At 71.6% G+C, this 14,352-nt stretch carries 12 protein-coding genes; 3 read left to right on the forward strand and 9 right to left on the reverse strand.

Going from position 1 to position 14,352, the window contains the following annotated elements; translation table 11 throughout:
- Positions 1-128 precede the first annotated feature (128 nt).
- From ACIQE0_RS00320 to ACIQE0_RS00360, 9 genes are all read right to left on the reverse strand, one after another.
- Positions 129-1,442: a glycosyltransferase gene (locus tag ACIQE0_RS00320; protein ID WP_402327927.1), complete on the reverse strand. Its 1,314-nt coding sequence runs from the start codon at positions 1,440-1,442 to the stop codon at positions 129-131.
- Positions 1,443-2,468: 1,026 nt separating this feature from the next.
- On the reverse strand, positions 2,469-2,846 hold the full coding sequence (locus ACIQE0_RS00325) for a hypothetical protein (protein ID WP_402327929.1): 378 nt from the start codon (positions 2,844-2,846) through the stop codon (positions 2,469-2,471).
- Between the two features lie 60 nt (positions 2,847-2,906).
- Positions 2,907-3,257, reverse strand: a complete 351-nt coding sequence (locus tag ACIQE0_RS00330) for a hypothetical protein (RefSeq protein WP_402327930.1) — start codon at positions 3,255-3,257, stop codon at positions 2,907-2,909.
- Positions 3,258-3,506: 249 nt separating this feature from the next.
- On the reverse strand, positions 3,507-4,955 hold the full coding sequence (locus ACIQE0_RS00335) for an alpha/beta hydrolase (protein ID WP_402327932.1): 1,449 nt from the start codon (positions 4,953-4,955) through the stop codon (positions 3,507-3,509).
- Positions 4,956-5,052: 97 nt separating this feature from the next.
- Positions 5,053-7,533 (reverse strand): ABC transporter permease, encoded by a 2,481-nt coding sequence (locus tag ACIQE0_RS00340; protein WP_402327934.1) that lies wholly within the window; start codon positions 7,531-7,533, stop codon positions 5,053-5,055.
- A gap of 188 nt (positions 7,534-7,721) precedes the next feature.
- Positions 7,722-8,918: an ABC transporter permease gene (locus ACIQE0_RS00345; RefSeq protein ID WP_402327936.1), complete on the reverse strand. Its 1,197-nt coding sequence runs from the start codon at positions 8,916-8,918 to the stop codon at positions 7,722-7,724.
- Positions 8,915-9,601 (reverse strand): ABC transporter ATP-binding protein, encoded by a 687-nt coding sequence (locus ACIQE0_RS00350; RefSeq protein ID WP_366330152.1) that lies wholly within the window; start codon positions 9,599-9,601, stop codon positions 8,915-8,917. Before ACIQE0_RS00350 ends, ACIQE0_RS00345 begins: the two co-directional genes overlap by 4 nt.
- A complete protein-coding gene (locus ACIQE0_RS00355; RefSeq protein WP_366330151.1) occupies positions 9,598-10,677 on the reverse strand; it encodes a peptidoglycan-binding protein in 1,080 nt (359 codons plus the stop codon). Before ACIQE0_RS00355 ends, ACIQE0_RS00350 begins: the two co-directional genes overlap by 4 nt.
- Positions 10,674-11,318, reverse strand: a complete 645-nt coding sequence (locus ACIQE0_RS00360; RefSeq protein ID WP_402327939.1) for a hypothetical protein — start codon at positions 11,316-11,318, stop codon at positions 10,674-10,676. The genes ACIQE0_RS00355 and ACIQE0_RS00360 overlap by 4 nt, the downstream gene beginning before the upstream one ends.
- A gap of 134 nt (positions 11,319-11,452) precedes the next feature.
- Between ACIQE0_RS00360 and ACIQE0_RS00365 the strand changes: the two genes are divergently transcribed.
- The 3 genes from ACIQE0_RS00365 to ACIQE0_RS00375 are packed head-to-tail and all read left to right on the forward strand — an operon-like array spanning position 11,453 to position 14,074.
- Complete coding sequence (locus ACIQE0_RS00365; RefSeq protein WP_366330149.1) at positions 11,453-12,142, forward strand: response regulator transcription factor; 690 nt, start codon at positions 11,453-11,455, stop codon at positions 12,140-12,142.
- Positions 12,143-12,149: 7 nt separating this feature from the next.
- Entirely contained in the window at positions 12,150-13,580 is a 1,431-nt protein-coding gene (locus ACIQE0_RS00370) for an ATP-binding protein (protein WP_402327941.1), read from the forward strand.
- Positions 13,577-14,074, forward strand: a complete 498-nt coding sequence (locus tag ACIQE0_RS00375; RefSeq protein WP_402327943.1) for a hypothetical protein — start codon at positions 13,577-13,579, stop codon at positions 14,072-14,074. Before ACIQE0_RS00370 ends, ACIQE0_RS00375 begins: the two co-directional genes overlap by 4 nt.
- Positions 14,075-14,352 lie beyond the last annotated feature (278 nt).

Consider the following 14,352-nt stretch of genomic DNA (forward strand, 5'->3'; position numbering starts at 1 on the left):
TGCCCTGTTCTCTACGGTCGCTCCGCTCGCGCTGTGATGCGTTGCGTGCGGTGGGTAACGGTGCTGGTGTGCGTCGAGGGGTGTTCTTGGCCGATGGGTGAGGGAGCCGTCGCCGACGCTCTCTGCCGTCAGCCGCTCCCGGAGACCAGGTCGGCGATGACGTCCAGCGCCCGGTGGTCGGCGAGTTCGGCGCGCAGGGCCTCGGCGCGGTCACGGTAGGAGGGGTCGGCGAGTACCTGGTTCACCGCCGCCGCCAGGCTCTCGACGGTGGGCCGGCCGGTGCGCAGGTTGAGGCCGCTGCCGCTCCACTCCACGCGAGCGGCGACCTCCGGCTTGTCCTCGCTCTCGGCGGCGATCACCAGCGGCACGCCGTACCCGAGCGCGGTGTGCACGCCGCCGTAACCACCATTGCTGATCAGCAGGTCGGCGTGCGGCAGCAGCGCGGTGAACGGCACATACCCGGCCGCGCGACTGTTCCTGGGCAGCCCCGGCAGCGCGGCGGTCAGAAGCTGCACACCGTCCCGCCGGGCGGTGGCCGCGACCACGAGCAGGTCCTCTCGGCCGGCCAGGGCGCGCAGGGTCGGCACCACCAGCGCGGTGAGGTCCCCGTTGGCGACCGTCCCCTGGGTCACCACGACCACCCTGCGGCCCTGCGCGCGCACCGTCTCCAACTCCGGCCACCACTCGGGCAGTTCCTCGTCACGGGCAGCGGGAATCGGCAGCCCGCCGACGAACCTCACGTTGCCGGGCAGATCGCTGCGCGGGTACTCGAATCCGGGCACGGTCAGTTGGAGGAAGTGGTCGGCGGCCTCCGCGAACACCCGGGCCCGCTCGCCCTCGGGCAGCTCCACCCCGGCGGTGGCGAAGGTCCGGCGCAGATGATCGGTCACCGGTCGGCCCAGCTCGGCCAGCCGATCGGCGAGCGCGGTGTAGGCGGCCCGCTCCTGCTCGTTGACCGGGGGCAGCAGGCCCGGACCGAACGGAGCGGTGTCCCGGCTCCCGAGCATCAGCGGGAACGTGCTGACGGCCACCGCCAGAGGCCGGTTGTCGGCCTTCCGGTCCAGCGACAGGGCGACTCCGCCGAGGAAGAGGCTGTCGTACACGACCGCGGTCGCCGGGAAGTCCCTCAAGATCCGGCGCAGCTCGTCGAGTTGGGTGGGCGCCGGATCGCCGAAGATGTGCATGGCGTCCCAGGCGAGCCGTTCCGGTCCGACCGGTACGCGTTCCCGTTCCGGGAAACTCGCTGCGAGATCGCGGTCGTCGTAGTCCGCGGCCCCGGGCAGCGCCCGGAAGGTGCAGTTCGCCGCCGCGGCCTGTGCCGCGAAGCGCGACCCGCCGAGGAATAACACCTCGTGCCCCAGGCCGGCCAGATGGCCGGCGATCCGGAGCAGGGGACCGGTATGGCCGACCACGGGCGTGGCAGCGACGATGATTTTGGACATCCGAGAGTTCCCTTTCGTCCTCACCGGCTTCCCGGCTTTCCCGGCCGGTGAGGTTGTTCGTCCCGCTTGCTGAAATGCGTTCGCCAGGGATGAGGCACCCGTGAGCGGTGGGCGCCCCGGCAGCCGCGGCGGCCGTCCCCGGCAGGCCGGTGAACGGCACGATGCCGGGGTGGTCCTCGTCGACCTGCCCGTTCGGGCCGGGCGTCCCTGGGGTCCTCGGCACCACCGTGGCAGGGCTCGCTAAACGGTTGATCAACGTTTGATCGCCCCGCTGACCGCCACTCTGAGAGGGGTGTCCTCCTCGTCGCCGGGGGCGTGGGGCGCCGTCGAGGGTGCACAGGAGGGTGGGGCGGAGGGTGCCGGTGAAGATCACCGTGTGGGTGGCAGCGCGCTGACACCTCGGGTCGCCAACTCGTCAAACACGGCCACAAGTTCGGTGGGAAAGGCTGTGTTCTTGTCGAATCGGTGTGCTTCTGGGGGTAGCGGTGGCGCTGGCCGATCATGAGGTTGAACAGGTTGCGTTGAGCGACTGCGTGCCAGTCTCCGTGGTTGTCGCGCCGGCGCCGGTAGTGGGCCTCGCACCTTCAGGTTGACGTTCGTGGGGCCGAAGACCGTCCATGCGACGTTGCTGTCGCCGACCCGTTCACCGGGCGGAGCGGCCTTCTCCAGCCTTTCCCGGGCCTGCCACCAGTTGCGTTGCCGGGCATCGGCCATCACTGCGACGAGCTCCAAAGCCCCGTGCATGGCGGCCGCGTTGGCCGTGGCAGGCGACTGCCGCAGTCGCCCGACGGCCAGGGCGGCGACTTCGCCGGCCTCCGCTACGGCTCCCGGCTGATCGTGGGAGAGCGGAACGTGGCCAAGGTTCCGCACGCCGCGCCGGATTCATGCCCATGTACGCAAGTCCGCTGGGAACCCCAAGAATCCCCAGCGGTTTGCCTCCGCCCGCGTGGAGAAGGGGTGCCCGTACTCCTGGCCTCGGCGGTCGCGTCCGGTTCCCCTCCGTCTGGGTGGGGAGGTCTCCGAACGTCAGCGCTGTTCGAGGATCTCGGTCTTGCACCGGTTGTATTCGGCGACAGCGGTTGTTGCTCCGTCGAAGAAGTCCTCCCAGAAACCGAGCCGCTGCCACTCCCGTGGCGCCAGGGTCAATCTCCCGTCGTCCAGCCCGGCAACCCAGCAGTCGGGAACCCGATCGCTTACGACGGTGAACATGGAGGCGTCCCACAGGCCTGGGCTGTCGAAGGTCCCGGGCGCACTGTCGGCCGGATCCGGGATCCGAAGGAGCACGCCTTGCGCCGTGGTAATTACTTCCAGGACGGGGTATTCCGCTCCGATGCGCATGCCTGGGTGGTCGTTGTCTGCTTTGCCGGTCACGGGGTTGATGATGTGTTCACAGCGAACGATCATCCATTCAGCCTATAGAGCCCATCGCGCAGAGAAGCCCGCCCCAGCCCGCCGCACGCCCGGTCACCACTTCTTGGCGAGGGTTTCGAGGGGATCTGCGGTGCTGGCCCGCTTGATGCGTCCGGCCGCGGTGACGGCGTCGGCAATCCAGCCACGGGCCTGGAGGGTGCCGCCGAGGTGGCCCGCAAGGACATCGGTGAGGGCCTTGTGCCGAGCGTCCTGGCCGAAGGCGTCGAGGACCAGTCCGGCAAGAGAGCCGAAGACGCCCTCCTCAGCCTCGCGGACAGCGGCGGACATCGTCGCACGTATCCGGGAGAGGCCCGCGGCGGCCTTCACCCCGCGCCAGAAGTCAGCCTCGTCCCGGCCGGGCAGGGTGTTGAGAAGCGCGGCCAGCTGCTGCTCGTCATTGGTCACGTCAATCTCCTTCACGTAGGTGTCCGGTCAGTATCGGTGTCTTGTCTCCACGAGGGGCCCCCTTTCCGCCCTACTGCGCCCCTCCAGATCGACCGTGGCCGGCCGGATCTGCCGCTTCGGAACCGGGCCGAAGAGCCCGCCCCGCGCCACCGGGCCCCGCGCAAGCGCATGCTGAGGTCAGCAGGGCAAGGCGGGGCCCGCGTTGGGCGTGCGGTGCTGTGGGGTTGTTGCCGCGCTGTCGTCGTCAGGTCAGGAAGCGGCCTTCGGCATGCGCAGGGTGGTGAGGTAGTCGACCGCTGCATCGACCGTGGTCGGGCTGTTGTGCCAGGCGGTGTGGCCGTCGGTGTTCCAGCGGAGGAGTTTGCTGGTGGGGAGGGTGCGCCTGACCCGGTCGGCGAAGGGCGGGGGTGTGGCCACGTCGTGTGCGCCGGAGAGGAGGAGGACGGGAGGGAAGGTGGTGGGGACGTGCCACGTGTGCGGCTTCCAGGGGGAGCTGACCGGCCAGCCGGCGCAGCCGCTGGCGATGTCCCAGAACTCGGAGTAGCCGCGCAGGGTCGGTCCGGCCTTGCGTACCTCGCGCACGGCTGCCGGGAGGGTGGTCTCGGCGTCGGCCGGGCCGGGGATGTCCTGGCAGATGATCGAGCGGTACGAGGCGTATTCGGGGTTGTTAGCGGCGGCGAAGGGAGCGAGCGGGGCGAAGTCGTTGCTGTCGGCCGTCTTCCGCAACGCGGTCGCGAGCATCTCGTAGAACTTCGGTGTCTGGAGGCCGGTGTTCACCGCATGTGCGATCTCCTCGGGGCGCACCCGTCGGTCGGCGTCCTTGATCGCACCGTCGTCGGCGCGGTGCAGTAGCGAGGTCAGCAGGCCGCGGACGTCCTGGCCGTGCAGTGCGCTCGGTGCGTTCTCGTCGGACCAGCGCGCGAACCGTCCCACGCCGTCCTCCACGGCGGCCGCGTCGATCTCGGCCATCCGGCGCCAGGTCAGCGACCGGTCCACCACGCCGTCCACGACCATCGCCCGCACTCTCGCGGGGTAGAGCTCGGCGTAGCTCTGGGCCACCATGGTGCCGTAGGAGAGTCCGAGGAAGCTGATCGTCCGTTCTCCCAGTGCCGTGCGGACCGCGTCCATGTCCCGGGCGATGCTGCCGGTGTCGAGGTGGGCGAACAGGGGGCCGGTGCCCTGGGCGCAGTCCTTCGCGAAGTGCCGGTTGCTGCGCACGAGTGCGGCGGCGGCCGAGCGGTCGGCGGGGAACCTGCTCACCGAAAGGTCCACCGGTGCAGGGCAGTTCAGCGGGGGATTGATGCCGGTGCCGCGCGGCTCCACGGCGACGATGTCGAAGCGGTCACGTATCCGCTGCGGGAAGTACTGCTCGCGGGCCTGTGCGTCGCGGAGGTATCCGACCTCGCCGTCTCCGGGGCCGCCGGGGTTGAAGAAGAGCGTCCCGACGCGGTGTTCGGGATCGGCCGCGGGCAGGCGCGCGACGTCGACGGTCGTGCGGGGAGAGGTCCCGGGCCGGGACCAGTCGACCGGCACGGAGAGCTGCCCGCACCGCAGCGTCTCCGACGGGTCCGCCCCGCTGCACCGCTGCCAGTCGATCCGTGGCGCCGTCGGTGACGCGGCCTGCGCGGGGGCGGTGAGCCCCATGGTGGCGAGGACGGACAACGCCACCGCTGTCATCTTCTGCAAACCGAACCGCATGGGTATTCCCCTCACTTGTCACTTGTCACTTGTGCTGTTGGTTGTGGTGCGATGTGTGCGTCAGGCAGTCGTCCGGGTCTGGGGTGCCTGGCTGGTGCTACGTCGTGCGGAGGGCGGTGATGACGGTCATCCGGCCGACGCGGCGGGCCGGCAGGACGGCGGCTGCGAGTCCGGTGAGCACGGTCAGTGCCAGTGCCGCCAGTACCAGAAGTACGGGTGGGCCGCCGGTCGTTCCCACGGTGGAGGTGACCGAGCGGGCGGCCGTCCAGCCGTAGCCGAGGCCAAGGGCGGTGCCGGTCACCGCGGCGGCCAGGGACAGCAGGAGCGCCTCCATGGTGAGCATGCGGCGCAGCTGCCCGCGGGACATCCCGATGGCGCGCAACATGCCGATCTCGCGGGCGCGTTCGGTGATGCTGAGCATCAGCGTGGCCGCGACGCCCAGTCCGGCGATGGCGACCGAGAAGCCGAGCAGCGCCATGGTGATCAGCATCATCCGGTCCAGCAGCGAGCGCAGACCCTGCGCCTGCGCTTCGGTGTCGGTGACCCGAACGTCGGGGTGGTCGGCCAGTGCCCGGTCCATGGCCCGGCGGGCAGTGGGGTGGTCGGTGCCGGGGGAGGGGCTGATCCAGGCCGTGGTGACGGCCGCGCCGGGGGCGAGCCGGTCCAGGGTCGCCGGTGTCACCAGCAGGAAGGCCCCGCTCTGGAGCGTGAACGGCAGGCTGCTGCGCCCGGGTTCGATCCGCAGGGTGGTGCCGGGTCGGCCCGCCGCCTTCGCCACCTGGTGTACGCCGGCGTTGTCGAGGCCGCTCAGCGCGGTGCCGTCGGCGAGCGTGCGGGCCCGGTCGATGCCGTCGGTGCGGGTGTTGAGCCGGGCCGGGTCGACGGCGGCGACCAGGGTGCCGTGGCCGTCGATCTCCACGGTCGCCGAGCGGACCGGCGTGACGACGAGCCCGCGCTGCGCACCGAGCGCGGAGAGCGCCCCGGCGGGCAGCGGGCCGCCGGTGGGGGCTGCCGAGAAGACTGCGGGCTGGCGCGCGGAGACCAACGGCACCAGGGAGTTGGAGGTGATCGACAGTGCGGTGACGGCGCTGACCAGCACCGTCACGCCGAGCAGCAGCGCCGAACCGGTGGCGCCGGTCCGCGCGGGGTTGAGCCGCAGCTGTTGGGTGGCGAGGCGCCCGGCTGTGCCGCCGAGCCGCCGCGCGGGGGCGCCCAGCGCGGCGACGACCGCCGGCAGCAGCCGGTGGCTGAGCCGCAGCACCCCGAAGAAGCTGCTGATCGCGCCGAGCGTGACGGCGAGCAGGGAGAGCGGCGGTGCGCCCAGCGCCCCGAATGCCAGCAGTGCCACGCCCGCGAGCAGCAGCGCCGCGGACCACGCGGCGGCGCGCAGCCGGGCCGGACCGTCGCCCACCGTGCGCGCACCGCCGAGCGCGGCCAACGGCGGCACCGCCGAGGCGGCCTTGGCCGGACCGCGGACGGCCAGCAGGGTGAGCAGGACGCCGAACAGCCCGGCCAGGACGACGACCACCGGGGACGGCAGGAGCGAGAGGTGCACGGGCCCGAGGTCGGCGGTACGGGCCAACGCCGTACCGGCGGCACAGAGCCCGGTCCCGAGCAGCGCCCCGGCGGCCGAGGCACCCACCCCGAGCAGCAGGCCCTGACGGCGGATCAGCCGATGGATCTGCGCTCGGTCGGCGCCCACGCAGCGCAGCAGGGCGAGCTGTTGGGTGCGCTGCCCCAGCACCACCGAGAAGGTGTTGCTGACCACCATCCGCGCCACCGCGAGGGCGATCAGGACGAAGGAGAGGGCGGCGATCAGCACCACTCCGTAGAGCGTCTTGCTCTGCCGGGTCGCCTCGGTGACGGACGCATCCCGGGTGCGGGTCTCGACGGTGGGGCCGAGCGCGGCGCGCAGCGTCTGTGCGCCGCGCGCCCGCGAGGCGTCCGGCAGGAGCCGGACGTCGAGCTGGGTGGCGGTGACCCCGGTGCCGTACTGCCGCACCGCGCCGTCCGGTACGCCGATGACCGGGTGCCCGGCGAAGCTGGGCGCGCCGCGGCCGTCCAGGGTGCCGACCAGGTGGGCGGTGGCGGTGCCGCCGTCGGCGCGGACCAGTCGGATGTCCGCGCCGGGCGCGGCGGCGATCCGCCGCGCGGTGTCGGCATCGAGCAGGACCTCGCCCGGGGCGCTCGGCCACCGTCCGTCCTTGAGCAACTGCCAGCGCAGCGCCGGGTCGGCGGCGACCGAGCTCACCACCGCGGCGTCGCCCAGCGGCCGCCCGTCCGCGGTCAGCACCCCGCCCCGGCCGGTCAGTCGCAGTGCCACCCCGGCCACACCGGTCACCTGCCGCGCTCGGGCGGCCGTTTCGGTCTCCAGTGCTCGCTTCGCCACGGGGGTCACCTGCACGTCACCGGGCCCGACCTCGGCGGCGGCGGTCTGGCTGAAGGAGTCCACCAGCGCCCCGCTGCCGCTCACGGAGGCGATCAGGAAGGCCACCCCCAGCGCGATCGCGGCCCCGGTGAGGACCAGTTGCCGCAGCTGTCCGCGCAGCTCGGCCACGGTGTATCGGTACGTCGTCATCTGCCCTCGGTTTGTCCACCCTGAGCAGCTATGACGTGCCGTCAGGAACACCACCGAGCCTATGGACCGGCCCCCTCCTTCCTCGTCAGCATCAGGTACGCCTTGTGGTCAGCCTCAGGTCGCGCCCGCCCGCACCGCGTCAACCCTCAGAGGTATGCCCGGGCCCGTTCCCCTGACGTGCGGGGTGGTCAGGCCGCGTGGAGCGCGACCGTGGGGTCGAGCCGGGAAGCCCGGATCGCCGGGTAGAGACCGGCCAGGACACCGATGACGAGCGTTGCGCCCAGACCGCCGCCGAGCGACCAGAGCGGTACGACGGCGACCCAGCCCTGCGCCGCGGCGAAGGCGAACGTGGCCGCCGCGCCGAGCGCCGCCCCCGCCACCCCGCCCAGCGCCGACAGCAGCAGCGACTCGGTGAGGAACTGGAGCCGGATCGCGGCCCTGGTGGCACCGATCGCCCGGCGCAGACCGATCTCCTGCCGGCGTTCCAGGACCGAGACGACCATGGTGTTGGCGACACCGACCCCGCCCACCAGGAGGGCGACGGCGCCGAGGCCGAGCATCAGGCCGGTGAGTCCCTTGTCGGCGGCGGCCTTCGCCGCCAGTGCGTCGGAGGGCCGGGACACCTTCACGGAACCCTCGTTGCCGGGCATGACCGTCCGCGCCAGCACCGCCCGGACGTCGTCGACCGAGGCGTCCGGGGACCTCTCGAAGACGGTCGTGGGGTGGCCGTCGAACCCCAGATACCTCTGCGCCGCCGGGAAGCCGACCAGGGCCATGCGGTCGAGGTTGGGGACGAGTTCGACGGGGCTGAGGATGCCGACGACCACGACGTACCGGTTGTTCATCATGATCTTCTCGCCGGGCTCGGTGATGCCCATCCGCTCGGCCGCGACGGCTCCGAGGACGGTGACCGGGAGTCGTTCACCGGCGCGGTCGAGCCAGCGGCCCTTGGCCACCCTGGAGTTGAGGGCGGTCAGCAGGTCCGTCCGGACGGCCTGCGCGGTGACTCCGGCCGGCTGCTCCTCGGGAACGACGTCGCTGCGGCGGATGCGGGCATCCAACTGCCCGATGGCCGTGGCATGTTGCACCGGGCCGATGCGCTCGACCATGGCCTCCACGTTCTTCGGCAGCTTCACCTCCCGGCCCAGGGCGTCCTTGCCGGCCTCGACGGTGAGCAGATTCGTCCCGAGGCGGTCGAGCCGGGACATCAGGTCGGCCCGGCTGGACGTGGAGAGGCCGACGACCGCGACCATGGTGGCGATGCCGATCGCGATGCCGAGGGCGGAGAGCACCACGCGGGCACGGCGGGCGCGCAGTCCGAAGGCGCCGACCCGCAGGATGTCGGCCGCGGCGAGGCGGGCGGGTTTCAGCGCCGGGCCGGTCATGAGGCCGCCCCGCCGGAACGGGAGTCGCCGACCACGGCCCCGTCCCTGAACCGTATGCGGCGGGGCAGCGAGGCGGCGATCTCCTGGTCGTGGGTGATCACGCAGATCGTCGTGCCCAACGCATGGAGTTCGTGGACGAGTTGCATCACGATCTCGCCGGATGCGCTGTCCAGCGCGCCCGTCGGTTCGTCGGCGAGCAGCAGGTCCGGCTCGCCGACCAGGGCGCGGGCGATGGCGACGCGTTGCTTCTCCCCGCCGGACAGCTCGTCGGGCCGGTGCGAGAGCCGGTGACCGAGGCGGACCCGCTCCAGTGCGCTACGGGCCCGTGCCCGCCGCTCCTTGCGCGGCACGCCCGCGTAGAGCAGGCCGTCCGCGACATTGTCGACCGCGTCCCGGCCGGGGGACAGGTGGAAGTGCTGGAACACGAAACCGATGTGCCGAGCCCGCAGCGCGGACAGTCGACGCTCGCCGAGCGCGGCCACATCGTGTCCGGCCACCCGGACGCTGCCCGACGTGGGCCGGTCGAGGGTGCCGATCAGATTGAGCAGCGTGGACTTCCCCGACCCGGACGGGCCGACGATCGCGACGAGTTCGCCCCGGTCGACGTGCAGGTCCACACCGCGCAGGGCGTGCACACCGCCGGGGTAGGACTTGGCGGCGGCCTGGAGTTCGACGAGTGTCATGGCTTGGCCACTCCGACCCTCATGCCCGCGGAGATGCCGCCGCCGCTGACCTCGATACGCCCGTCGGCGGTCATGCCGGTCGTGACCCGGACCATCCTGGCGGTACCGCCCTGGACGATCTGCAGGCCGTAGCCGCCGTTCTCGCCGCGCAGCGCGACGACCGCCTCGACGGGCACGGTCAGCACGTTCCGGCGGCTCTCGCTGACGAACTTGACGCTGGCGGTGGCCTTGGCGTCCTCGGTGGCGAGGGCGGACCGGTCACCGTCCAAGGCGACCTCGACCGTGATGCCGTCCTGGCTCGGCTCGGCGGAGCCCCCCGGCGTCTCGGGCCCGACGGTTCCCGCCACCTTGCCGCCGACGGCCCTGCCGCTGGGCAGGGTGACCTCGACCTTGGTGCCCCGGGACGTCAGCGCCGCGTCGGTCTGGTCGAGCCGGGCCCGCACGACCGGTGTGGTCGAGGCGACGGTCAGCACGGGCTTCTCCGGGCCGATCTGGTCGGCGAGTGCGGCGTCGGCCGCCACCACCCGCACCGCGCCGGGCTGGAAGACGATGTCCCCCCTGCCGATCCGGCCGTCCGCGTTCTCGATGCCGAGCGACTTCTGCCAGCTCTTGACCGCGGCTTCGGTGCCCTTGTCGTAGCGGGTGTCGACGTAGAGGTTCGCGCCGAACCCCAGGTCGCGCAGGTTGCGCTCCAACTGCAGGACGTCGGGGCCCCGGTCACCGACCTTCATCGCCCGGAACACCGGCGTCGGCCCGTACATGAGGATCACCGGCCGGGCATCGCGCTCGTACAGCCGCTGCCCGGCCACGACCGTCCGGCCCTCCTCGGCGGCCTTGGTGACCGTCCCCTCGACCGGGGACTTGACGGTGCGACGCCGTGCGAAGTCGAGGTGTCCGTCGACGGTCTTGCTCTGCACGAGGTCGGTGCGGGTGATCTCGGTCGTGGCGGGAGGCAGGGCGCCCTTCTTCTCCGCCTGCGCGTCCCGGTCACCGCCGCCGAGGACCAGGGCTCCGGCGCCGAGCGCCGCAACGGCCGTCACCGCACCGGCCGCGACCAGTGCCTTTCGTCGGGTCACTGCATGCCGTCCAGACCGTCGAGCAGCTTGTCCTTGCACGTCTGGCGGGCCTGCTTGTACGCGGGGGATTCGGTGTCGATCTGCGGCGCCGCCGGGCTGGGGTCGCCGCCGGGCATCACGTTGCCGCCGGAGAGCGTGGGGTTGGTGAATTTCGAGACGCCGTGCTTCCGCATGCAGGTGGCGTGCGCCAGGAACGACTCGTACTCCTTCTGCACGTCGCGCTTCGGCTCCAGGCGCATGGCGGCGGACATCTCCGTGCCGCAGGCCCCCCTCTTGCCGCCCTTGGACGCCTCCTGGTTCCCGGGCCTCCGGGCGATCTCGTCGATCTTCGTCCAGTCGAGATAGCCGCTCAGCTTCGGGTCGGGAAAGTCCTTGATGCCGCCCTTGCCGCGCATGCACTGCACGTACGTCATCTGCGCGTCGTAGAAAGCGCCCTTGTCGCCGGCGCCGCCCTGCGTGCCGGAACGCGCGGTGTCCTGGCCGGCGGAGGCGGTGTCCCCGGGAACGGAGGCGATGTCCTCGCCCGTCTTGAGCCCGTCGCCCCCGCTGCCGCAGGCGGCCGAGAAGACCAGTACGGGAAGCGCGAGGAGCGCCGCCAGACGAAGACGGCCCGCGGCACGGGATGGTGTTCGCATGTCCATGCCGTCAACGCTCAGCCCCTCACATGATGGGCGGTGGATGCCCGGATGATGGGGACGTAACAATCGGCCGCGCGGCGCGATCCTCCGGGCCGACCCGGTCTGACATGGGCAAACGCTCCCGCATAATCGGGGTCATGCCGCATGTGCTGCTCATCGAGGACGACACCTCCGTACGCGACGGGATGGAACTCGTACTGCGCCGACACGACTACGACGTATCCGTGGCCGGCGCCGGCGAGGAGGCTCTCCCCCTGCTGGACGGCCTTCCCGGGAAGCCCGTCGAGCTCGTGGTCCTCGACCTGATGCTGCCCGGCATGGACGGCTTCGAGGTCTGCCGCGCCATCCGGGCCCGCAGCACCATCCCGGTGATCATGCTCACGGCCCGCGGCGACGACCAGGACATCGTCACCGGCCTCGAAGCGGGCGCTGACGACTATGTGGTCAAACCGGCCACGTCCTTCGTACTTGAGGCGCGTATCCGGGCGGCACTGCGCCGTGCCGAACCGGTGCCCGGCTCCGTGCCGGGAGAGCAGCACGCCGGGCTCTTCATCGACCGGGTCGGCCTGACCGTGACCAAGCTGGGCACGCCCGTCCCCCTGCCGCCGATGGAGCTGCGGCTGCTGCTGGAGCTGTCGGCATCCCCGGGCCGGGTGTTCAGCCGGGAGCAACTGCTGGCCTCGGTCTGGGACCTCGACTACCTGGGCGACTCGCGACTGGTGGACGCCGCCGTGCGCAGGCTGCGCACCAAGATCGAGGACCTCCCCGCCCAGCCCCGGTACATCCAGACGGTCCGGGGTTTCGGCTACCGGTTCGGCCCTCTGTGAGCCACGGATGAGAGATCTCCGGGCCCGTATGGGCGGGCTGCGCATCCGCCTGGTGGTCACGTTCGTCCTCGTCACCCTGATCAGCGCGGTGACCTCGACCACGCTCGCCTACCGCGAATCCCGCAACGCCGTGCTGGAGCGGGCCCAGAACGCGCTGAAGACCGATTTCCGCAGCCGGGTCAGCGATGTGGCGACCGACCTCGACATACCCCCCGACCAGAGCACGCTCACCCGCTTCGCCGCGAGCGTCTCGCGCGGGCTCGGCGGTGACCTCGTCGTCGCCCGGTACCACGACCTCACGGCCGCCTCGGATTCCCGGGCGGACCAGACACGGATCACCCCTGAGCTGCGGACCGCGGTCAGGACCACCGGCCGGATGCGGTTCCAGCGCGTCGAGTGGCACGGCGAACCGTTCCTGGTGATCGGTGCGTCCGTGGCCTTCGACACCGGGCGCACCTCCGACCTCGACGTCTTCACCATCGCCCCGCTCAGGGCCGAGGAGGAGGACATCGCCGTACTGCTGGCCACCGTCCGGGCCGGAACCGTCCCGGTCGTCCTGCTGGCCGCGGCACTCGCCCTGCTCGCCGCGCGCACCGTGCTCCGCCCCGTACGGGACCTCGGCCGGGCCACCCGCATGCTCGCCGCCGGTGAACTCTCCACCCGTGTCACGGTGAGGGGGCGCGACGAACTCGCCCAGCTGGCAGAAACCTTCAACGACACCGCCGAGAGCCTTCAGACCTCCGTCGCCGAGCTGCGTGAACAGGAGGCGCGGGCACGCCGGTTCGTCGCCGACGTCTCACACGAACTGCGCACCCCGCTCGCCGCGATGACCGTGGTGTCCACCGTGCTGGACGAGGACGTCGACCAGCTGCCGCCGGACTCCGCCCTGGCCGCCCGCACCGTCAGTACGGAGATCGCCCAGCTCACCCGACTCGTCCAGGACCTCATCGAGATCTCGCGCTTTGACGCCAGAACCGTCTCGCTCGACGCCGTCGAGACCGACCTGGCGGAGCTGGTCCGCACGACGCTCACCCGGCGAGGCTGGCTCTGCGAGGTGCGCACGGATCTCGCCGACGGAGCGCGGGCGGTGGTCGACCGGCGCCGGCTCGATGTCGTGGTGGCAAACCTCGTCGGCAACGCGCTGCAACACGGGGCCCAGCCCGTGACTGTGGTGCTTCGCGCCACGGACGAGGAGATCACCGTCGAGGTCACGGACTGCGGACCCGGCCTGCCCCCTGAGGTCCTGCCGCAGGTCTTCGACCGCTTCTACAAGGCCGACACCGCTCGCAGGCGGTCCGAGGGCAGCGGCCTCGGCACCGCGATCGCGCTGGAGAACGCCCAGTTGCACGGCGGCACCATCGAAGCCGCCAACCGCGCGGAGGGCGGCGCGGTCTTCACCCTCCGGTTTCCCCGCAACCGTCCGAAGGATGTGCCATGAGGACCCCCCGCCTCCGCGCCGCCGTGGCCCTGCTCCTGGCGGCCGTCGCCGGCTGCGGCATCAGGCCCACGGAAGTCGTCGACGCCGGTGAGCCCATAGCGGGCCTCGCCAAGGGCATGCGGATCTACTTCGCCTCGGACACGGGGCTTCGCGGCGTCTCGCGGCCGGGCGTGCAGGTGCGCAACCTCGACTTCGCCCTCAAGCTCCTCTTCGCCGGCCCGAACGAGGCGGAGCAGAAGAGCGGACTCACCAACCTCGTGCTGCTCAACGGCTCGTACCACGCCTTCGCCACCGGCAACCGCGTCACCCTTGACGCACCGGACACCTACCTCTCCGCCGACGACCGCCTCCGCAACGGACAGTTGGTGTGCAGCCTGGCCCGCGCCCAGGCGGTCCTCCACCCCACACTCCGCCCCGACGACATCCAGGTCACCCTCCGTCCCAAGGGCGAGCCACTGGGCCCGTACCAGTGCTCCTACTTTCTGGGCAGTTGAGGCAGTTGAGGCAGTTGAGGCAGTTCGGCGGGAGGGCGGCACCCGTCGCACCCGCGCCGGCGGCGTCCGCGCGCTCCTCGCCGTCACCCGACCCGAGCCCCGTACCGCGGACCCGTCACGTTTCAGTAACCTGGCTGAAACCCTTGACGTTTCTCCTGGCTCGTTCTTAACCTCACTGCACCGCTCCTTGGCAGTTCCAGCAGTTCCAGCAGTTCACGTGCTGCGGCGCTTTCCGCAGTGTTTTGACAGGCATAGACAACAGACCACCTGTCGGTGGC

The organism is Streptomyces sp. NPDC093097 (assembly GCF_044754325.1).
Classification (GTDB): Bacteria; Actinomycetota; Actinomycetes; order Streptomycetales; family Streptomycetaceae; genus Streptomyces.